This is a genomic window from Sphingobacterium sp. InxBP1 (genome assembly GCF_026191775.1).
In the GTDB taxonomy this organism is placed as follows: domain Bacteria; phylum Bacteroidota; class Bacteroidia; order Sphingobacteriales; family Sphingobacteriaceae; genus Sphingobacterium; species Sphingobacterium thalpophilum.
The window spans coordinates 31,497-50,599 of sequence record NZ_JAINDX010000039.1 but is presented as its reverse complement, the minus strand read 5'-3'; the positions used below and the strand labels follow the sequence as shown (position 1 = coordinate 50,599).

The following is a 19,103-nucleotide window of genomic DNA, read 5'->3' as shown; positions in this document are numbered from 1 at the left end:
ATAATATTTCTTTCTTATTTATAACTTCTTTGTGTTAACTGAACGTTTTCGAATACAAGATCTTCCTTGTGCAATTGCTCAGGTACATTTTCTCCCTTGTATTCCCAAGCCGATACATAAGCGAATTCTTCATCGTTACGTTTGGCTTCCCCTTCTTCAGTTTGGCTTTCCAAGCGGAAGTGACCACCGCAGGACTCTGCACGTTGCAGTGCATCGACGACCATTAATTCGCCCAATTCCAAGAAGTCTGCTACACGGCCAGCTTTCTCTAAAGAAAGGTTAAGTTCTTCGTTCTCACCAAGAACTCTAGCATTGGTCCAGAATTCTTTTCTAAGCTCCTGGATCAAACCTTGCGCTTTTTGTAATCCTTCTGCTGTACGCGCCATTCCACAATATTCCCACATGATGTGACCTAGCTTTTTGTGGATATCATCCACCGTTTGCGTACCTTTTAGCGACAATAACTTATTGATTCGGTCTTCCACTTCTTTCCGTGTAGCTTCAAACGCTGGGTGGTTGTGGTCAACTGGAGCGAAAGAACCTAATTTAGCCAGGTAGTCCCCCACTGTGTAAGGAATAACGAAGTAGCCATCAGCAAGCCCTTGCATCAACGCAGATGCACCTAAGCGGTTAGCGCCGTGATCCGAAAAATTACATTCACCTAGGGCATAAAGACCCGGAATTGTAGTCATTAAGTTGTAATCAACCCATACACCACCCATTGTATAGTGTACAGCAGGGTAGATACGCATCGGTTCTTTATAAGGATTTTCATCTGTGATCTGGTAGTACATGTCAAATAAGTTACCATATTTTGCACGTACAGCATCTTCACCTAGGCGGCCGATCGCTTCTTTAAAATCCAAGAAAACGGCAAAACCAGTTTTACCTACTCCGCGGCCGTCATCAACAGCTTCTTTGGCATTACGTGAGGCAACGTCGCGTGGTACCAAATTACCGAACGAAGGATATTTACGTTCCAGGAAGTAATCTCTATCCTCTTCTTTGATATCATTGGCTTTGATCTCCCCCTTACGTAATTTCTCCGCCATTTCACGGGTTTTAGGAACCCAGACACGACCATCATTACGAAGAGATTCTGACATCAAAGTCAATTTCGACTGGTGATCTCCAGTGACAGGGATACACGTAGGGTGGATCTGCGTGTAACATGGATTTGCAAAATAAGCACCGCGTTTGTGCGCTCTCCAAGCTGCAGTCACGTTACAACCCATGGCATTGGTCGATAAGAAGAATACGTTGCCATAACCACCAGTACACATCAATACAGCATGCGCAGCATGTGTTTCAATTTTACCGGATACAAGGTCACGTGTAACGACTCCCTTAGCGTGACCGTCAATCACCACCAAATCCAGCATCTCATGACGTGTATAGGATTTGACTTTACCTTTTTTAATCTGACGGTTCAATGCAGAGTAAGCTCCCAATAATAACTGTTGTCCAGTTTGACCACGCGCATAAAATGTACGGCTTACTTGAGCACCACCAAAAGAACGGTTGTCCAATAGACCGCCATATTCACGTGCAAATGGAACACCTTGCGCAACGCATTGGTCGATAATATTCACCGAAACTTCCGCCAAACGATATACGTTTGCTTCACGTGAACGGTAATCACCTCCTTTGATCGTATCGTAGAATAAACGAAACACAGAGTCACCATCATTTTGATAACTCTTCGCCGCATTAATACCACCTTGAGCCGCGATTGAGTGGGCACGACGAGGTGAATCCTGGTAACAGAATGTAATTACATTGTATCCTAGTTCGGCTAACGATGCAGCTGCAGACGCACCTGCGAGACCTGTACCAACAACGATAATCGTAAACTTACGTTTGTTAGCAGGGTTAACCAATTTAAGATTAAATTTATGATTTGACCACTTTTGGGCCAATGGGCCCGCTGGTACTTTTGAATCTAACATATCTCTTAATTTTATATTGATCGATAAGGCCTGAACCTTATCTTAAAGATTCCGAATTATTTAAAGAAGAAAAACAATGGCATTAATGCAAAGCCTATTGGAATTAAAACCCCAAATACCCAAACACCGATCCCTCTGATAATTCCAATGTATCTTCTGTGATTGAAGCCCAAAGTCTGGAATGCGGATTGGAAACCATGAATTAAGTGGAATGCCAGCGCTGCCATCGCAATGACATATAAAGCGACCAATGCAACATTTTGAAAAGCAAAGTCTACTTGTTTGTACAAATCTCTTGCCTTTACGATTTGAACATTGTTTTCTACCGTTTCCTGGTAGTCATGGAATTCAGAAGCTTGAAGTTCTCTCGCTGTTGTTTGTCCAGTTGCCAAATCAGTGCGGTATTCAATGTACGGTACTTGATCATTATGGAACTTCCACCAAAAATTGGACATATGCGTAGCTATGAATACTAAAATGACCGTACCCAAGATACCCATGTTGCGTGAATTCCATTTACTGTTTGCTTGGCCGTCATATTTAGCATAACCAATAGGACGAGCGGCTTTATTTTTCATCGTCAATGTGATGGCATAGATGACGTGAATGATTACCGAAGCATACAATAAGTAAGAAACAACTTTGATTGGTGTAAAGTGAGTCATAAAATAAGCGTACTTGTTGAACGCTAGACCCGCATCATCTTTAAATAATTGCAAGTTACCAACCAAGTGAACAACCAGGAATAAACATAGAAAGATTCCTGTTAAGCTCATGATTAGCTTCTTCCCAATCGAAGAACTGAAAACTGGCTTTGATTTACTCATTATCCTTGTAATTTAATTTTAATTAGGCAAATCTACTATTTGCTATTAAATATGATACCATTTTGACAAGAAAAAGCAATAATTTAGAACGGTTCTAAAGTTTGTAAAAACAAAAAGTCCGTTTTGGATAAAAACGGACTTTAAATGATGTCTAAATGCTGGTTAACTGACTACAGGATGCTGAATAATCTATAGCCTAAGCCAATACTCCACATATTGATTTTGGGATTTGCCTGGCTTTCGTTGTTGACCTTATTCAGTCCCATTTCATAACGTACGTCTACCCGTAAGCTTGAAATGTCAGCGCCCACGCCAAAAGCCCATGATGTGCCGCTTTTTTTGTAATTGTTCGGGTTCAGCTGGTCGATCACTTTATCCTGTTTGTCGTCTACTTTAAATGAGAAAATTGGGCCGGTCTGTATTCTTGCACCGATTGGCCCTAGACCAAAACGTTTACCCAACAATACCGGAACGTCAACTGTTGTAAACTTTACATCTGTCGTTTCTCCATTTTCTGCTTTTACGGTAGTGTTTTTGCCCGTTAGGTAGACCTCTGGTTGCACATGGAATCCCAAGACGCCGACACGGCCGTAAAGACCTGCTTGATAACCTGCTTTGGTATCTGAATTGAAGTATTTGCCGTCGCTTTTGAATTTTGAAAAGTTCAAAGCGCCTTTTAGGCCGACTTCAAAACCTGGTAACAACTGTGCCTGTGCTGTTGCTATGCTACCACAAATCAAGAGTAATGCGGGTAAAATCTTTTTCATAGTCTTTTATTTATGTATATATTGTATCTTTAAACAAACTTTCACAAGTTTGGTAAAGATATACAAATTTTATACCTAAATCGTAGTTATGCTGAAAATTAACGAAGAACAATGGCTGGTAGCCAAAGAAAAACTCCGTCGTAAGTATAATCACTTAAGTGACGAAGACTTAGCTTTTCAGGCAGGGGAAGAGGAAAAATTAGTAGCCAAATTAGCACAGCGCTTAAGGAGAAAACCTTCTTATATTTTATTTACAATCGGCAAGGAGATCGAAGACATTAATAGTAATCGCCTATGAGCAGTGTCATTACCTGGGCGGAGTTTGAGCGGGTCGATTTGCGTGTTGGGACGGTCCTGGAGGTACAGGATTTTCCCAAAGCCAGAAAACCTGCCTATCAGCTAAAAATCGATTTTGGTAGCGAGATTGGAATTTTGCAGAGCAGTGCACAGATTACTGTACACTATACCAAAGAAGAGTTGCTGGGTAAGCAAGTTGTTGCAGTGGTAAATTTCCCGAAGAAGCAAATTGCCAATTTTTTCTCCGAGTGTCTGGTGACCGGTTTTGCGGATGAGAACGGAGATATTATTTTGACTTCAGTGGACAAAAAATTACCAAATGGAGCTAAACTTAGTTAAGTTTGCGGTATGACGTTTATAGATTTTGAAGGCACCCAACTGATTGATAGCGACGAGTCCTTTATGCGTATGGCTTTAACTGAGGCAAAGCGGGCGCTGGAAGAAGGAGAGGTACCCATCGGTGCCGTAGTCGTACACAAAGGGCGTGTAATTGGCAAAGGACATAATCTAACCCAGCGGCTCAATGATGTAACAGCTCATGCCGAAATGCAGGCTTTCACAGCTGCAGCAAACTATCTCGGGGGCAAATATCTGGATGAATGTACGCTATACGTAACTATCGAACCCTGTATTATGTGTGCTGGAGCCGCCTATTGGACCCATATCGGTAAAATCGTATATGGAGCAAAGGACGAAAAGCGAGGATATTCGCATTTTCATGACAAAATTCTCCATCCCAAAACTGTCATCGTGCAGGGAGTTTTGGAGGAGGAATGCGCAGATCTGGTTAAATCATTTTTTCGTCAAAAACGTTAAACAAATTTTCAATTTATCGTAATACATAAAAACATAACAGGGTATATTGTGTTATATTTGTATATATAAACGAAGTAATTCACATTTAAAATTAAAATAGATATGGCATTTGAATTAGAAGCGTTACCATACGCAGCCGACGCATTAGAACCACATATTGACAAAACTACAATGGAAATCCACCATGACAGACACCATCAGGCATATGTGGATAATTTAAATAAAGCAATCGCGGGTACAGACGCCGAAAACTTGTCTTTACTGGATATTATCAAGAACGTAAGTAAGTATGCCCCTGCTGTACGGAACAACGGCGGTGGTCACTACAACCACTCGCTATTTTGGAAAGTGTTGGGGCCAAACGCTGGAGGTGCTCCAACCGGTGAGCTGGCAGAAGCAATCAATGCGGCGTTTGGTTCATTTGATGAGTTGAAAAAACAACTTCAGGCAGCTGGTGCTGCACGTTTCGGGTCAGGCTGGGCTTGGCTGATCGTTAATGCTGAGGGCAAACTCGCAGTGACTTCTACGCCAAATCAGGATAACCCGTTAATGGATGTTGCCGAAGTAAAAGGTACTCCGATCTTAGGTATCGACGTTTGGGAGCATGCTTATTACCTGAAGTTCCAAAACAAACGCCCAGCATACTTGGAAGAAATTTTTAATGTGATCAATTGGGATGCAGTAGCACAAAATTATGCTGCGGCTAAATAGTTGAATCCGTTTACATCATACGAAGGAGCGGCAATATAAATTATTGCCGCTTTTTTGTTTAACAATAATTTTCTATTCGCACCTTGTCCTTATCGACAATTGAAAAAGAACGCGGCTGCCGCCGGAAAATAAGTCTGTTGAAAGCCTCATCCCGCACTCCTTGTTGCGTCTTTTTTTAAAGCTGTATAAGTCATGTTTAGAAGAGCACATTGGCATGGAATCCAGTGAAAAACGGTTGTCTTTTGGGGTAGACTGCCAACAGTATCACTGCCAGCTGTGATAATGCCCATCATCATCTATGTACGATAATCGCTAACATGATCACGTTGCATGTGGAAGAACCAAATTGTCGGTCGGCCATAAACCGAAATTGGAAAAAATTAAACGTATCTTTTCCAAGCTGCTCAAAGCGAGGGCTTAACTTTGGGTATTCATAAAATTTAAGGTAATTTTACTGATATTGGCGGGTTAAATAGCAAGCTAACAAGCTGAAAACATTGGGTTTTATAAATAGAATTAGAAAACCTGCTAGCTATCGCCAGGAGAAGAGTAATTTTTGGATGAATAATAAATAATTGTAATATGTCTAAAGGATTTTTTACAGTTCCTGTTCCTACTAATGAACCGGTGTATACGTACGCTGTCGGAACGAAAGAGCGTAAGTTGTTGAAAGCAGCGATTGATGAAGCACGTTCTAAGCAGATCGATATCCCCATGTATATTGGCGGTAAAGAAGTGACGACTTCTAAAAAGGTAAATATAGCTCCTCCACATGACCATCAGCATATCTTAGGTCAATACAACCAAGGCGATAAATCACATGTAACGGATGCGATCAATGCCGCGTTAGCAGCAAAAAAGAACTGGGAGAATTTGGCATGGGAAGACCGTGCGGCGATTTTTCTGAAAGCGGCTGAATTGATTTCGGGTAAATACCGTTATGAACTAAATGCAGCGACCATGTTGGGGCAGTCAAAAAATCCGTACCAGGCAGAAATCGATTCCGCTTGCGAGATCACGGACTTCTTGCGCTTTAACGTGCAATACATGAGTGAGATTTACAAACAGCAGCCTCCCATTTCAGGAAAAGGGGTATGGAATCGTGTGGAGCAACGTCCGCTCGAAGGCTTCGTGTTTGCATTGACTCCGTTCAATTTTACGGCGATTGCTGGCAACCTACCTTCGTGTGTGGCTATGATGGGAAATGTTGTGGTATGGAAACCATCTAACACTCAGATATACTCTGCGAATGTATTGATGAAGATCTTCCGTGAAGCGGGGCTTCCAGACGGTGTAATTAACCTTGTATATGTTTCTGGTCCGGATGCCGGAGAAGTTATTTTCCAACATCCTGATTTCGCAGGTATCCATTTTACAGGATCCACAGGTGTATTCCAGGATATCTGGAAAACAATCGGCGATAATATCCATCGCTATAAGACTTATCCGCGTATCGTCGGCGAAACAGGGGGTAAAGATTTTATTGTTGTCCACCCTTCAGCCGATGTAAAAGTTGCAAATACAGCGTTGGTACGTGGTGCCTTTGAGTATCAGGGGCAAAAGTGTTCGGCGGCTTCCAGAGCATATATTCCTAAGTCCTTGTGGCCCGCATTAAAAGAATTGATGATCGCGGATGTCAAATCATTCACTATCGGTGGAACCGAAGACTTTTCTAATTTTATCAACGCGGTTATTGATGAGAAGTCATTTGATAAACTTGCAAAGTTCATAGAGCGTGCTAAAGAGTCCAATGACGCAGAGATTGTTGTCGGAGGTACTTATGATAAATCGAAAGGATATTTTATCCATCCGACGATTATTGAAGCATCAAAGCCGGATTACGAAACGATGGTAGAAGAATTGTTTGGTCCAGTGTTGACCGTATACGTCTACGAAGACGCTAAGTTTGAAGAGACATTGGATATCGTGGATAAAACATCTATCTACGCCTTAACGGGCTCGATTATAGCTCAGGATCGTTATGCGATTAATCTGGCTACCGATAAGCTTAGACATGCGGCAGGTAATTTTTACGTGAACGATAAGTGTACAGGTGCCGTGGTTGGGCAACAGCCTTTTGGCGGTGCAAGGGGTTCGGGAACGAATGATAAAGCTGGCTCTATGATTAATTTGCTCCGTTGGGTATCTCCACGCACAATCAAGGAGACATTCAATCCCGATACGGATTATCGATATCCTTTCTTGGAAAAAGGCGAATAAGTATCCATGTCATATCGATGGCAATTGTTCACTGGAGATAGGGAAGGCGCTCAAAAAATTGAGCGCCTTTCTTATAGGTTCAACAGTCCTAGTTCGACCCCGTCGTCCCGGGTCATACGTACCGTCAACGATTTATTCGTGCCTGATACGTCAATGACGGTCCTGTTACCAATTTTAGGACCGCCACCGATGAAAATAGCGTATTGGTGGTCCTTATCAGCTGGATAATATCCGTATTGATGGGTATGCCCCGAGATCATGACATCAATTTTGTACTTTTGAAATAAAGGATGAAAGGATGCTCGGTTATCTAATGTGCCGTGCCAGTCGTCCGAATGGAAAATCGGGATGTGACTAATGACAACCGTGTAGCGGGCGGATTTTCTTTCTTTTGATTGCAGTACTTTTTCTAACCATCCCGCCTGTTCCTTTCGGTAATTATCGTAATCTACTGTACCCCCGTAGACTTCGTGGTTGTCAGGCTTGTCCTCTCCGCTGTCCAGCATAACCCAGAAAACAGGACCTCTTTTAAAAGCTTGATAGAACTTGTTGTCTGGATAACCGAAGTATTGTTTGAAACTGCGGGCGAAGGATCCCCTGGTCTCATGATTGCCTCTGTTCATGATAAAAGGCTTGTCTGTTGCAAAGAAATGTATTGGTTTCAATAACTTTTCCGTAATATCATCCTGCTTGGTTACATAGTGAAAGGAGTCTCCATTGAGTACGAAGAAGTCATAGGGAGAAGTGTCCTGCCGGGGCAACAAATCCCGATAACTGGCTTTTTCTTCATGTACATCATTATATATGAGACAGCGGATCTGATCTTGGTCTTCGTGCGCTAATTTCGCATCATAGATTTTGCTCTCGATTTCCTGGCCATAAACGATCTTGTAGGGGTCGAATTTTTGAATTTCTTTTGCTTTGATGCGATATCGGAATTTCCGTTGGGCTTGCTCGATGGTAAACCGAAAGCAATCGGTATTGGCGTTGATCATGCCGTCCGCTGACTGATATATTTTCTCCTGTATATTGCCGGCACTGTCCAGAATTTCGACCCAGGCGAGGCCAGGTTTGTTCAGTATGCTAAAGATGCTAATGCCCGTGGCCGTTTGGTTCTGTAGATACGCCGGTACGATGAAGTCGAACTGTTCTTCTTGCGTATTTCCAGTTTGTTCCCGGGCTATAGCAATGTTGGGTAAAGTGATGCCTGCTAGGGCAAGAGCTTCTAAAAATTTTCTTCTATTAAAGTTCATAGGGCTATTTTATATCGATTTCAACATACAAAGGTCTATGGTCACTGGCATATCGTTCATCAAGGATACGATGGTTCGAGAATGTAGCGCCTGCACTGCTGATCATGATATAGTCTATTTCTGTATTAGGTGAGTCTTGGGGAAAAGTGAAGCCATTGGTGATGGTACTTTTTGTGAATATTTTTCCTAGTTCCAGGATGGCGGGATCATGGGGCTCAGCGTTCAGGTCCCCAACAAGTATGGTAGGTAATTTCTGTTTTTTAAACTGTTGAGTAATAAATTTGGCTTGCGCAATTTTATTTTCATCTTTTAGGTCGAGATGGGTATTCGCAAATAATAGTTTTTTGTTCTGGATCCTCACTTCGGCAACCGCAAGGCTGCGCCGTTCGCTTTTTACGGGCGAGGGAAGGAAATGTTTTTCCACACGCTGGATCGGATGTTTGGATAATATTGCTGTTCCATACTCTCCTTTTTCCAGGTCAATTCCTTTTGAGAAAATGTAGTGCATACCTGTAAGCTCGGCGAGCTTCTTCGCCTGATTTTCGTTATTTGACCGAGCTAAATTAACATCAACTTCCTGCAATCCCACCAGGTCAGCGTTGGTATTTTTGATAATTTTTGCGATGGTATCCAGATTGATAACAGTTTCGTTTTCGGTGGGCGGATTGCCGTGATGGATGTTGAAGGACAGTATGCGTATTTTTTGCGCCCTGAGCTGAAAGCTGCTTCCGAGCAGGATAAAAAAGAATAAAATTAATTTACGGTTCATGATATCAAATTAAGTCCAGCGTATGGATGACAGGCAACTGCTGCTGGACTAAAATACTAAATCCGGCAGTAGATAGCAATCAATTCCAATATGTAACAAAATAATCATTGAAGTTTGCAGCCGACATGATCTACAGTTAAAAAAATAGCCGTCCTGCTCAGGGACGGCTATCTACATTATACTAATTATTACAGCAACTAGTCTTCATTTTCATCCGTGTGAAGCAAAGGATCTTCTCCTGTTACTTCCGCACGGATTTTGGCCTCAAGTTCGTCCATTAAATCAGGGTTGTCAAACAATAAGGCTTTTACTGCATCCCTACCTTGTCCTAGTTTTGTGTCACCATAACTAAACCAGGAACCAGCTTTCTTAATGATACCATACTCAACACCTAAGTCGATGATTTCACCTACTTTGGAAATTCCTTCGCCAAAGATGATATCAAACTCCGCAATACGGAATGGAGGGGCTACTTTATTTTTTACAATTTTAACTTTGACGCGATTACCCGACACTTCTTCGGAGTCCTTAATCTGCGACGTACGGCGAATATCCAGACGTACAGAAGCATAGAATTTCAGTGCGTTACCACCTGTTGTTGTTTCTGGATTACCGAACATCACACCGATTTTTTCACGCAATTGGTTGATGAAAATACAGCAGCAATTAGTTTTTGAGATAGTACCTGTCAGCTTACGGAGTGCCTGAGACATCAGCCTCGCCTGTAGACCCATCTTTGAGTCTCCCATTTCGCCTTCGATCTCTCCTTTAGGAACGAGTGCCGCTACAGAGTCGATCACAATGACGTCAATGGCGCCAGAACGGATTAAGTTGTCGGCGATTTCCAAAGCTTGCTCACCATTATCGGGTTGTGATATCAGTAGGTTCTCGACATCAACACCCAGTTTTTGTGCGTAATATTTATCAAACGCATGCTCTGCATCAATGATAGCCGCAATACCGCCTTTTTTCTGAGCTTCCGCGACGATATGCGTTGCTAAAGTGGTTTTACCTGAGGATTCAGGACCGTATATTTCTATGATACGCCCTTTTGGTACACCACCGATCCCTAACGCAATGTCCAAGCCCAGTGAGCCAGTGGAAATTGCTTCGATGGGTTCGACGGCAGTATCTCCCAATTTCATAATAGAACCTTTTCCAAAGTTCTTTTCTAGTTTATCTAGCGTAAGCTGTAAAGCCTTTAATTTATCTGTGTTGCTCATATTTTTAGTATATATTTATCAAAAGTAACAATAAAAAATTATAATCCAAATATTTTCACTAAAAAAATTAGTTTTTCTATTCGACGGTAGCTGGAGTGCCTTTTATATGATATGTTTTTTCAAAATACTTGCACATATATGTAATAGGACATTTTTCGCATAGTGGTCTTCGGGCCAGGCAGATATAGCGGCCATGCAGAATAAGCCAATGGTGTGCAATGGCGATCGTATCCTTTGGAAGGTTTTTGACCAGCTGCTTTTCGGCGGCCAATGGCGTGGTTGCACGGTAGGTCAGCCCAAGCCGGTTGGCAACACGGAAGACGTGAGTGTCAACAGCCATGGCAGGATTGTGATACACCACAGACGAAATGACATTGGCTGTTTTTCTACCCACACCCGGTAACTTAATAAGGTCCTCAATTTTTTCGGGAACCACATTGTTAAATTTTTCAATCAGCATTTGCGCCATGCCGACAAGATGTTTTGCTTTATTGTTAGGATAGCTGACTGACCGGATATAACTGAATACTTCATCTACACTTGAGGCTGCTAATGCCTGGGCATCCGGATAACGTTCGAAAAGCTTAGGTGTAACCTGATTTATCCTCTTGTCTGTACATTGAGCAGATAAAATGACCGCCACAAGCAATTCATATGGATTACTATAGTTGAGTTCAGTCTGTGCGTCCGGATTATTTTTTGAGAAATAATCCACAAAAGCTTTGTATCGTTCCTGTTTTAACATGATGCCCAAACTTAGCAAAAATTGCCATCAAAAAAGAAATTTTGCCCCACACCGGCGGTAGCGAAAAGGATGTTTTTATGCAAAGGTACAGTAGTCGACTGATAATCATCTCAGGTATGTGCTTGTTAGGGTAAGCAGTTTCCCGGAGCGGTAAGCGGCAGCGATGTGTTATAAATAAGGCCTAATCTCTCGATTAGGCCTTTCTTTTTTCCAGTTGTTTCGAATATGCCAAGATATTCGAAATACATTTTTTGCTTGGATGAAGCAACATTTTGGGCAATTGAAGTTTCAATTCATTTTCTACATCCTCGTCAGTCATTTCCTTCTCGTTTTGGGTCAGTAAATTTTGAACTTCGTTTTCTGATTGAGTAAAATTTTCTACCATACGCGTGCTGTATTTTGTCTCTGTAAGTTAATTAATTAAACGGACAAAATATAGTTTTGGTATATAAAAAACGAGAATATTATTATTTTTTCTTTTTACTGTTATATTCTTCGGCTTTTAAGATTGCATTATAGGCGTTAACGATACCGCCGGTCACGGATATATCGGCCAGTCTGGCCATTTTGGTAGCTGTTTCACCAACTTTCACGCGCACAAGCTGATCAGGTTTTTCGACAGATTCCAAGATGATCTGTTTTGTTTCCACGGCTGTCAGCTCAGGGTAATAGGAACGAATCATTGCTGCCAGTCCTGCCACTACAGGGGCTGCCATACTTGTTCCTTGCTCTTCCTTATATTTTGAGTCAGGAACAGTCGAATTGATTTTTATTCCCGGGGCAAATACGTCAACCGAATTTTTTCCGTAATTCGAGAATTCCGCCAACAGTTCGGTGTCTGGATATAAGCCGGTTGCCCCCACCGTGATCCAGTTATTGGCAACACCGGTCGTATCACCCTTGGCATTGGTGTAGTATTTCATCGGGAAATTGGGTTCAATGTCGTTGTCTTCGCTGTCGTTTCCAGCAGCGTGTATCATCAGGACATCCTTCGATTCAGCATATTTAATTGCTTCATCTACAGTTTGTTTGTTGTGAGCGTAACTCTTACCAAAACTCATATTCAGTACTTTTGCGCCGTTATCTGTAGCATACCGAATAGCATTGGCCACATCCTTGTCCCGCTCATCGCCGTCGGGTACGAGCCGTACCGTCAGAATTTTAACATTGTCCGCTACCCCGTCGATGCCAATGTTATTATTCCTTTTGGCGCCAATAATGCCGGCGACATGACTCCCGTGAAGGGCATCAGGGCCCTTTACATCTGCATTTCCGTAAAAACGTTCCTTGGCATTTGCATAATTGTCTCCGACAATCGGACGGGAGTCGTACTCTTTATTCAGATGGTACTCGACTTGGTTGTTGAAATATTTAGCACCTTCCGTGATATCTTCATAAAATTTAACAAAACCATTTGCCTGGATTTCTTCCTTCGCATAGCCCAAGGCGATCCGTTGGTTGTTCGATTTTGGATGGTAGTTTTCCAGGTCGGAAAGTGTGATCTCTTCCGGTTTTTTCCCTATTTCCCGGACGACAGCGTCCAAATTACGTTTCAGGGCATCATAGGAAAATTGTCCCATCTTGGCTTCTTCGAGCTTGTTCTTATAGCTTACCACCATCTTTTGGTAGGCTAAAAAAGCCTTACGGTCTTTGGCACTCAATTCTGTAGCTGGCGTGACATTGGCAAATCTTTTGTCCAGCTCCCGTAATTGTCTTGTCAGTTCTAAATTGTCAAATTGAACATTCTCACCGTTGGCGTTACCGATGAAATTCCATCCATATTTGTCATTGATATAACCATTTCCGTCATTATCTTTCCCGTTGCCTATACTATCTTTGGGGTTGATCCAGACGACATCTTTTAGATCCTCGTGGAAAACATCTACGCCGCCATCCAGCACGCCGACAATGACGGGCGTGGATTTCTTACCCTTCAATAAAGTTTTATAGGCTTTCTCAGTGCTGATTCCCATAACACCGTCCGTCTGATAGTCCAGATTGAACCAATTTGCAGGAACACTGTCAGTCTGAGCAAAGGAAATAGCCGGTATCAGGCCTAACGCAATAAAATATAAAGTTTTTTTCAGATTCATATGTAAACATGTATTAATTCGGTTTAAAGTCGCCGCTGTTTGTGATGCGTATATCTGGACACTTACCCCGTATAAAGGCAAAGATAGCGTTATTGTGCCGGTGGAATTGTTAATTTTTACTAAAAATCAGATTTCTTTAAATACTTATTTTACTTACATTCTCCTGATCAGTTATTAGATCCATGAAGCTATTTTTGTTATTTATGAAAAATGGCACTAAATTTCACATCTGTTGTAGCTTACATTTTACGAATGTTATTGGTTTAGAATCGCTTCGACAAATCATATAAATGATAAATAAGCATCCCCGAATATGAAATACAAGAAGAATATACAATGGCCCTCAGCTTTGCCACCACAAGCAGCAATCTATCCGCGCAAGAGGCTAATTCATGACGACGAGGTCGTTGATGATTATTACTGGATGATTGACTATTTCAAAAAAGGACCAAAATCTCAGGAAATAATTAACTATCTGACTGCTGAAAATACCTATACAACGGATATGCTGCGGGATACCGAGTCATTGCAGCAGGATTTATTCGAAGAAATGAAATCCCGGATCAAGGAAAAAGACCAGTCCGTGCCATATTTTAAGAACGGGTATTATTATTATAGTCGTACAGAGGAGGGGAAACAATACTTTAAGTTTTGCCGCAAAAAAGGTACGCTGGAAGCCGAAGAGGAGATCTTGCTGGACATCGATGAAATGGCCCTGGGTTTTGCTTATTATACTGCGACAGGCTTCTCAGTCAGTCCCGACAATCGCCTGCTGGCGTTCAGCGTGGACACGGTTTCGCGCAGACAATATACCTTATACGTCAAGAATCTGGAAACGGGCGAAATTTATCCTGATCACATAGCCAATACCGAAGGGGCAGCGATCTGGGCTAACGACAACCGGACACTCTTTTACACAGCCAAAAATCCCGTCACGCTGCTCAGTGAAAAGATCATGCGGCATACATTGGGTACCGATGTTGCACAGGACTGCATCGTCTACGAGGAGAAAGACAATAGCAACTATATCGGGGTCCATAAGTCGAAAAACGGCAAATATATCTTTATCCATTCTGAAGGGACGTTATCTTCCGAAGTATGGCTCTTAGACGCCGAAGTTCCCGATGCGGCATTCCGTGTTTTTCAGCGGCGTTTGGAGAATGTACTTTATTCAGTAGTGGCTTTGGAGGACCGTTTTTTAATCTTAACCAATCTCGATGCGATCAATTTTCAGATCATGCAGTGTCCTTTGGAGAATACCGAAAGAACGTATTGGCGGCCTTTTGTCAAACATCGTCCTGATGTCCTGGTCACTGACATGGAAGAATTCAGGAACTTTTTGGCTATATCTGAAAGAAAAAATGGCTTGACGCAGCTACTGATTTATACGCTGGGGACCGGGCAGCAGCATTATCTCGAATTTGACGAAGCCACATACACCGTCTATCCCGGAATTAACGTTGAATACGAGACTGAAAAATTGCGTTATGGGTATACATCCTTGGTGACGCCTGGTTCTGTCTTTGAATACGATATGCGGGCACACAGGAAGACATTGCTGAAACAGCAAGAAATTTTGGGCGGCTATAATCCAGGGGACTATGTGACGGAAAGAGTATATGCTACAGCACGGGATGGGATGCGAGTTCCTATATCCATCGTTTATAAAGAGGGAACTGTATTGGATGGTTCAGCTCCCTTGCTCCAATATGCTTACGGCTCATACGGAGCATCGATGGACCCCAGTTTTTCCAGTAATCGAATAAGCTTGCTGGACCGTGGTTTTATTTATGCGATCGCACATGTCAGGGGCGGTGAGGAAATGGGGCGGCATTGGTATGAAGATGGTAAAATGATGCGAAAGAAAAATACATTTTATGACTTTGTCGATTGTGGCCGGTATCTGATCGAGCAGCATTATACCTCACCAGCGCATCTTTATGCCCAGGGGGGAAGTGCAGGAGGACTGTTGATGGGAGTGGTGGCCAATATAGCACCGGAGCAGTATCATGGGGTCATTGCCCAGGTTCCTTTTGTGGATGTGGTGAATACCATGCTGGATGAAACTATTCCGCTCACTACCAATGAATATGATGAGTGGGGCAATCCAAATGAAGCGGAAGCTTACTTTTATATGAAAAGCTATTCTCCATATGAGAATGTTGAGGCCAATGCGTACCCGAATCTTTTGGTAACAACCGGCCTGCACGATAGTCAGGTTCAATATTTCGAGCCCGCCAAGTGGGTGGCTAAGCTGCGCGCCACTAAAGTTGGAGAATCGGTCGTCTTGTTGAAGACAGATATGGACTACGGACATGGAGGCGCCTCAGGGAGATTTGATTATCTAAAGGAAATCGCGCTGGAATATGCTTTTCTGTGTAAACTGGAAGACCTGGTAGGCTAAGGTACATTCCCGACAATAAAAAAGCGGCTAATGCCGCTTTTTTATTGTCGGGAATGATTTAAGCTATCTTGTTGTTTCTGTAAACGCTCTTCCCGTTCGATCTCCCGTGCATCAATCTGATGCTGTTGGTAGTTGTCCATGGCAACTTTGCTTGCTTTTTGCGATACATAGATTGCCAATATGGCTACGACGGTGATTATTGCGATTCCCCAAGCATATTTATGCTTATCTTGTTTGACCAGCCAATACATAAAAATGATATATGGGACAGCAAAAATAATATAGAAAATTAAACTTGGTGACATGGTATTTTTTTTCTAATGATTTGTACAAAAGTATCGTTTTTGATCAAAAATAACGAACAACCAAAAGAAACTAGGATTTTCAATTGACAAAGCATTAAACCTTTATGTATTTTGTTGTCAAATTAATATCGGTAGATTGCCGGGTAAGAGTGGGAGAGTTTGTGGACTAAATCATTGAAAATGAATCGGCGAGGCCGGTTGTGATTGGTAAATGTAATTTTTTGATTTTTGCAAAAAATCCAATATAATATTGTGGAAAAGAAAAAAATATTTTTATACATTTGCATCGTCAGAAACAATTGACAGAGAAAAAAAATGAAACAGTACAAAAAGAACGATTACTCCTATAAGCAAACTTTTGAGAAGTTTGTGAGGCAGATTTTTTGTGCTTTCATTTTCGTTGAAATACCTGTTTTACGCTTCCGACGACCCATACTACCTCGGGCTTGATTTTGAGGTAGTGAATCTTTCCAAACAAGACCATGATTGTCCGGTGGTTTTGAATTCCATTATTTTAATTTATTGAGTAACAAAACGCAACAATAGTTGTTGTTTTATTATTAGGGTCGTAAGTCAATGACTATATCAGATTTTTTAATTATCCCGGCTAAACCCGAGCATGCACACTATGCAGAGGTTATTTGCAACGAAATGTTTGAGTCTGCAAAGGCTCGCGGTACTGGTATTGCGCGCCGTAAGCCAGAATATGTTGCCAACAAGATGAACGAAGGCAAAGCCGTGATTGCTTTGCATAGAGATGGTAGATGGGCCGGTTTCTGTTATATTGAAACTTGGGGGCATGGAGACTATGTCGCTAACTCGGGACTGATTGTCAGCCCTGAGTTTCGAAAAGTCGGTTTGGCCAAGGCTATTAAAAAACGAGTATTTGAACTGTCGCGCGAAAAATACCCGAAAGCGAAAATATTCGGGCTCACGACAGGCTTTGCCGTCATGAAAATTAATTCCGAACTGGGATATGAACCTGTGCCTTATTCTGAGCTTACGACCGATGACGAGTTTTGGAAGGGCTGTCAAAGCTGCGTGAACTATGAAATTCTAATGAGCAAGGATCGTAAGAATTGTATGTGCACGGCCATGCTTTGGGATCCCGAGGAAAAAGAGCGGGAGCTGAGAGAGAAGATTCAGCGTAAACATGAGGCAAAGGAACGCCTGGAGCGGATTACACAGAAGCAATCTTTGCTAAAGCGTATTCAGGCTAAATTCTGGAGATCGACTAATAAGTTTTTCGCTGTCAATTTTCCAAAGCACAAAAAGGTGGCCAAAGGCTTTTAAAATTAGTGTCTTTTGGTGATCTTGTTTAAGTAGAATAGATTTACGAATAGAATATATACAGGGAATTAACGTTTAAAAGGTAGTTATTCCCATAATAAGCAAACCGAGTGTAAACGCAGCTCTGTGCTGCTGGATTTTGCACTCATAAACAAATTATTCCAATGAAGAAAGTAGTTTTAGCGTTCAGTGGAGGATTAGACACATCATTTTGTTGTATTTATCTTTCACAGGATTTAGGTTTAGAAGTTCACTCCATAGTCGTAAATACAGGTGGTTTTTCGGCTGAAGAATTAAAGAATATTGAAGCGCGTGCTTATGCTTTGGGCGTAAAATCGCATACCACGATTGACGAAACGGAAGACTACTACCGCGAAACTATTAAATATTTGATTTTTGGCAATGTGCTGAAAAATGCGACTTACCCGCTATCAGTATCTGCTGAACGGGTATGTCAGGCGACCGCTATCGCTAATTATGCTAAGAAAATCGGCGCTGAATGTGTTGCCCATGGTTCTACCGGAGCAGGTAATGATCAGGTGCGTTTTGATATGATTTTCCAGACACTAATTCCTGGAGTGGAGATTATTACACCGATCCGCGACCTGCAGTTGTCCCGCGAAGCCGAAATTGAGTATCTCCATAAACATGGCGTTGAATACTCTGCAGAGAAGGCCAAGTATTCAATCAATAAAGGCCTTTGGGGTACTTCAGTGGGTGGAGCCGAAACGTTGACATCAAACCAGTATCTGCCTGAATCTGCCTGGCCGACTCCCGTTACATCTTCCGAGCCTCAACAGATAACGATAGATTTTGAAAACGGTGAGCCTGTTGCGCTAAATGGTACGAAAATGTCTCCTGTCCAAGTGATTCAGGAACTTCAGGCAATCGCACAGCCTTATGGTATAGGGCGTGATATCCACGTCGGGGATACTATTATTGGTATCAAAGGTCGAGTTGGTTTCGAGGCTGCCGCTTCAGTTATCCTGATCAAAGCACACCATACACTTGAAAAACATACATTGACCAAATGGCAATTGTCATGGAAGGACCAAATCGCAGCGTTCTACGGAAATTATATGCACGAAGGTCAGATGCATGATCCTGTAATGCGTGACATTGAAGCTTTCTTGCAATCCTCTCAGAGCACCGTCTCCGGTCGTGTTATCGTTGAACTACATCCTTATCGTTTTATTGTGATCGGTATTGAGTCAGCGCACGATTTGATGTCCAATAAATTCGGTAGCTATGGCGAGATGAATAAAGGTTATACTGGAGAAGATGTCAAAGGCTTCTCGAAAATTTTCGGAAACCAGACGATCATCTGGCATAAAGTAAACCAAAAATAAGAATGTTTTTCGGGCGGTAGCTGATTTGACGTCAGACGGGTAGATAAGCTGTCGCCCAAACAGTTTATATCAAACTAAATCTAAA

Annotated in this window: 18 protein-coding genes; 8 read left to right on the top strand and 10 right to left on the bottom strand. The window is 42.1% G+C overall.

The window, feature by feature from the left end:
• Positions 1-14: 14 nt before the first annotated feature.
• The 3 genes from K7A41_RS03285 to K7A41_RS03275 form a co-directional block, all read right to left on the bottom strand.
• Positions 15-1,949, bottom strand: coding sequence for a fumarate reductase/succinate dehydrogenase flavoprotein subunit (locus K7A41_RS03285; protein ID WP_028071535.1), 1,935 nt, complete (start codon positions 1,947-1,949; stop codon positions 15-17).
• 56 nt (positions 1,950-2,005) lie between these two features.
• On the bottom strand, positions 2,006-2,776 hold the full coding sequence (locus K7A41_RS03280) for a succinate dehydrogenase cytochrome b subunit (protein ID WP_028071534.1): 771 nt from the start codon (positions 2,774-2,776) through the stop codon (positions 2,006-2,008).
• A 170-nt stretch (positions 2,777-2,946) separates the two neighbouring features.
• Positions 2,947-3,543 carry a porin family protein gene (locus K7A41_RS03275; protein ID WP_028071533.1) on the bottom strand — a complete coding sequence of 199 codons (597 nt, stop codon included), beginning with the start codon at positions 3,541-3,543 and terminating at the stop codon, positions 2,947-2,949.
• 88 nt (positions 3,544-3,631) lie between these two features.
• Here K7A41_RS03275 and K7A41_RS03270 point away from each other — a divergent pair, with 88 nt between their 5' ends.
• The 5 genes from K7A41_RS03270 to pruA all read left to right on the top strand — a co-directional run bounded on the left by K7A41_RS03270 (position 3,632) and on the right by pruA (position 7,587).
• Entirely contained in the window at positions 3,632-3,841 is a 210-nt protein-coding gene (locus K7A41_RS03270; RefSeq protein ID WP_051607247.1) for a hypothetical protein, read from the top strand.
• Positions 3,838-4,179 carry a tRNA-binding protein gene (locus K7A41_RS03265; protein WP_265712593.1) on the top strand — a complete coding sequence of 114 codons (342 nt, stop codon included), beginning with the start codon at positions 3,838-3,840 and terminating at the stop codon, positions 4,177-4,179. Before K7A41_RS03270 ends, K7A41_RS03265 begins: the two co-directional genes overlap by 4 nt.
• A 9-nt stretch (positions 4,180-4,188) precedes the next feature.
• Positions 4,189-4,656 carry a nucleoside deaminase gene (locus K7A41_RS03260; RefSeq protein ID WP_265712592.1) on the top strand — a complete coding sequence of 156 codons (468 nt, stop codon included), beginning with the start codon at positions 4,189-4,191 and terminating at the stop codon, positions 4,654-4,656.
• A gap of 102 nt (positions 4,657-4,758) precedes the next feature.
• The gene (locus K7A41_RS03255) at positions 4,759-5,367 is read left to right on the top strand and encodes a superoxide dismutase (protein WP_028071529.1); all 609 of its coding nucleotides are present in this window, start codon (positions 4,759-4,761) and stop codon (positions 5,365-5,367) included.
• Positions 5,368-5,949: 582 nt separating this feature from the next.
• Positions 5,950-7,587: an L-glutamate gamma-semialdehyde dehydrogenase gene (gene pruA, locus K7A41_RS03250; protein WP_028071528.1), complete on the top strand. Its 1,638-nt coding sequence runs from the start codon at positions 5,950-5,952 to the stop codon at positions 7,585-7,587.
• 71 nt (positions 7,588-7,658) lie between these two features.
• On the opposite strand, the gene K7A41_RS03245 is transcribed toward pruA, so the two are convergent.
• The 6 genes from K7A41_RS03245 to K7A41_RS03220 form a co-directional block, all read right to left on the bottom strand.
• Positions 7,659-8,840: a metallophosphoesterase family protein gene (locus K7A41_RS03245; RefSeq protein WP_265712591.1), complete on the bottom strand. Its 1,182-nt coding sequence runs from the start codon at positions 8,838-8,840 to the stop codon at positions 7,659-7,661.
• A gap of 4 nt (positions 8,841-8,844) precedes the next feature.
• Positions 8,845-9,609 carry an endonuclease/exonuclease/phosphatase family protein gene (locus K7A41_RS03240; protein WP_265712590.1) on the bottom strand — a complete coding sequence of 255 codons (765 nt, stop codon included), beginning with the start codon at positions 9,607-9,609 and terminating at the stop codon, positions 8,845-8,847.
• Between the two features lie 197 nt (positions 9,610-9,806).
• Positions 9,807-10,832 (bottom strand): recombinase RecA, encoded by a 1,026-nt coding sequence (recA, locus tag K7A41_RS03235; protein WP_028071526.1) that lies wholly within the window; start codon positions 10,830-10,832, stop codon positions 9,807-9,809.
• A 76-nt stretch (positions 10,833-10,908) separates the two neighbouring features.
• Positions 10,909-11,577: an endonuclease III gene (gene nth, locus K7A41_RS03230; protein ID WP_265712589.1), complete on the bottom strand. Its 669-nt coding sequence runs from the start codon at positions 11,575-11,577 to the stop codon at positions 10,909-10,911.
• 193 nt (positions 11,578-11,770) lie between these two features.
• Complete coding sequence (locus tag K7A41_RS03225; protein ID WP_028071524.1) at positions 11,771-11,962, bottom strand: hypothetical protein; 192 nt, start codon at positions 11,960-11,962, stop codon at positions 11,771-11,773.
• Positions 11,963-12,044: 82 nt separating this feature from the next.
• Complete coding sequence (locus tag K7A41_RS03220) at positions 12,045-13,670, bottom strand: S8 family peptidase (RefSeq protein ID WP_265712588.1); 1,626 nt, start codon at positions 13,668-13,670, stop codon at positions 12,045-12,047.
• A 313-nt stretch (positions 13,671-13,983) separates the two neighbouring features.
• Between K7A41_RS03220 and K7A41_RS03215 the strand changes: the two genes are divergently transcribed.
• Entirely contained in the window at positions 13,984-16,074 is a 2,091-nt protein-coding gene (locus tag K7A41_RS03215; RefSeq protein WP_265712587.1) for a S9 family peptidase, read from the top strand.
• Positions 16,075-16,115: 41 nt separating this feature from the next.
• Here K7A41_RS03215 and K7A41_RS03210 read toward each other — a convergent pair whose 3' ends face one another.
• Positions 16,116-16,379 (bottom strand): hypothetical protein, encoded by a 264-nt coding sequence (locus tag K7A41_RS03210; protein ID WP_265712586.1) that lies wholly within the window; start codon positions 16,377-16,379, stop codon positions 16,116-16,118.
• A gap of 576 nt (positions 16,380-16,955) precedes the next feature.
• Between K7A41_RS03210 and K7A41_RS03205 the strand changes: the two genes are divergently transcribed.
• Together K7A41_RS03205 and argG are read left to right on the top strand one after the other, a co-directional pair.
• Positions 16,956-17,672: a GNAT family N-acetyltransferase gene (locus K7A41_RS03205; protein WP_028071521.1), complete on the top strand. Its 717-nt coding sequence runs from the start codon at positions 16,956-16,958 to the stop codon at positions 17,670-17,672.
• A 161-nt stretch (positions 17,673-17,833) separates the two neighbouring features.
• The gene (gene argG / locus K7A41_RS03200; protein WP_265712585.1) at positions 17,834-19,018 is read left to right on the top strand and encodes an argininosuccinate synthase; all 1,185 of its coding nucleotides are present in this window, start codon (positions 17,834-17,836) and stop codon (positions 19,016-19,018) included.
• Positions 19,019-19,103: the final 85 nt, after the last annotated feature.

Coding starts and splice junctions, on each gene's coding strand:
- K7A41_RS03255 (WP_028071529.1), top strand. CDS start 4,759: ATGGCATTTGAATTAGAAGCGTTACCATACGCAGCCGACGCATTAGAA.
- recA (WP_028071526.1), bottom strand. CDS start 10,832: ATGAGCAACACAGATAAATTAAAGGCTTTACAGCTTACGCTAGATAAA.
- K7A41_RS03210 (WP_265712586.1), bottom strand. CDS start 16,379: ATGTCACCAAGTTTAATTTTCTATATTATTTTTGCTGTCCCATATATC.
- K7A41_RS03280 (WP_028071534.1), bottom strand. CDS start 2,776: ATGAGTAAATCAAAGCCAGTTTTCAGTTCTTCGATTGGGAAGAAGCTA.
- nth (WP_265712589.1), bottom strand. CDS start 11,577: ATGTTAAAACAGGAACGATACAAAGCTTTTGTGGATTATTTCTCAAAA.
- K7A41_RS03240 (WP_265712590.1), bottom strand. CDS start 9,609: ATGAACCGTAAATTAATTTTATTCTTTTTTATCCTGCTCGGAAGCAGC.
- K7A41_RS03270 (WP_051607247.1), top strand. CDS start 3,632: ATGCTGAAAATTAACGAAGAACAATGGCTGGTAGCCAAAGAAAAACTC.
- K7A41_RS03285 (WP_028071535.1), bottom strand. CDS start 1,949: ATGTTAGATTCAAAAGTACCAGCGGGCCCATTGGCCCAAAAGTGGTCA.
- K7A41_RS03215 (WP_265712587.1), top strand. CDS start 13,984: ATGAAATACAAGAAGAATATACAATGGCCCTCAGCTTTGCCACCACAA.
- K7A41_RS03245 (WP_265712591.1), bottom strand. CDS start 8,840: ATGAACTTTAATAGAAGAAAATTTTTAGAAGCTCTTGCCCTAGCAGGC.
- K7A41_RS03205 (WP_028071521.1), top strand. CDS start 16,956: ATGACTATATCAGATTTTTTAATTATCCCGGCTAAACCCGAGCATGCA.
- K7A41_RS03260 (WP_265712592.1), top strand. CDS start 4,189: ATGACGTTTATAGATTTTGAAGGCACCCAACTGATTGATAGCGACGAG.
- K7A41_RS03275 (WP_028071533.1), bottom strand. CDS start 3,543: ATGAAAAAGATTTTACCCGCATTACTCTTGATTTGTGGTAGCATAGCA.
- K7A41_RS03265 (WP_265712593.1), top strand. CDS start 3,838: ATGAGCAGTGTCATTACCTGGGCGGAGTTTGAGCGGGTCGATTTGCGT.
- argG (WP_265712585.1), top strand. CDS start 17,834: ATGAAGAAAGTAGTTTTAGCGTTCAGTGGAGGATTAGACACATCATTT.
- K7A41_RS03225 (WP_028071524.1), bottom strand. CDS start 11,962: ATGGTAGAAAATTTTACTCAATCAGAAAACGAAGTTCAAAATTTACTG.
- pruA (WP_028071528.1), top strand. CDS start 5,950: ATGTCTAAAGGATTTTTTACAGTTCCTGTTCCTACTAATGAACCGGTG.
- K7A41_RS03220 (WP_265712588.1), bottom strand. CDS start 13,670: ATGAATCTGAAAAAAACTTTATATTTTATTGCGTTAGGCCTGATACCG.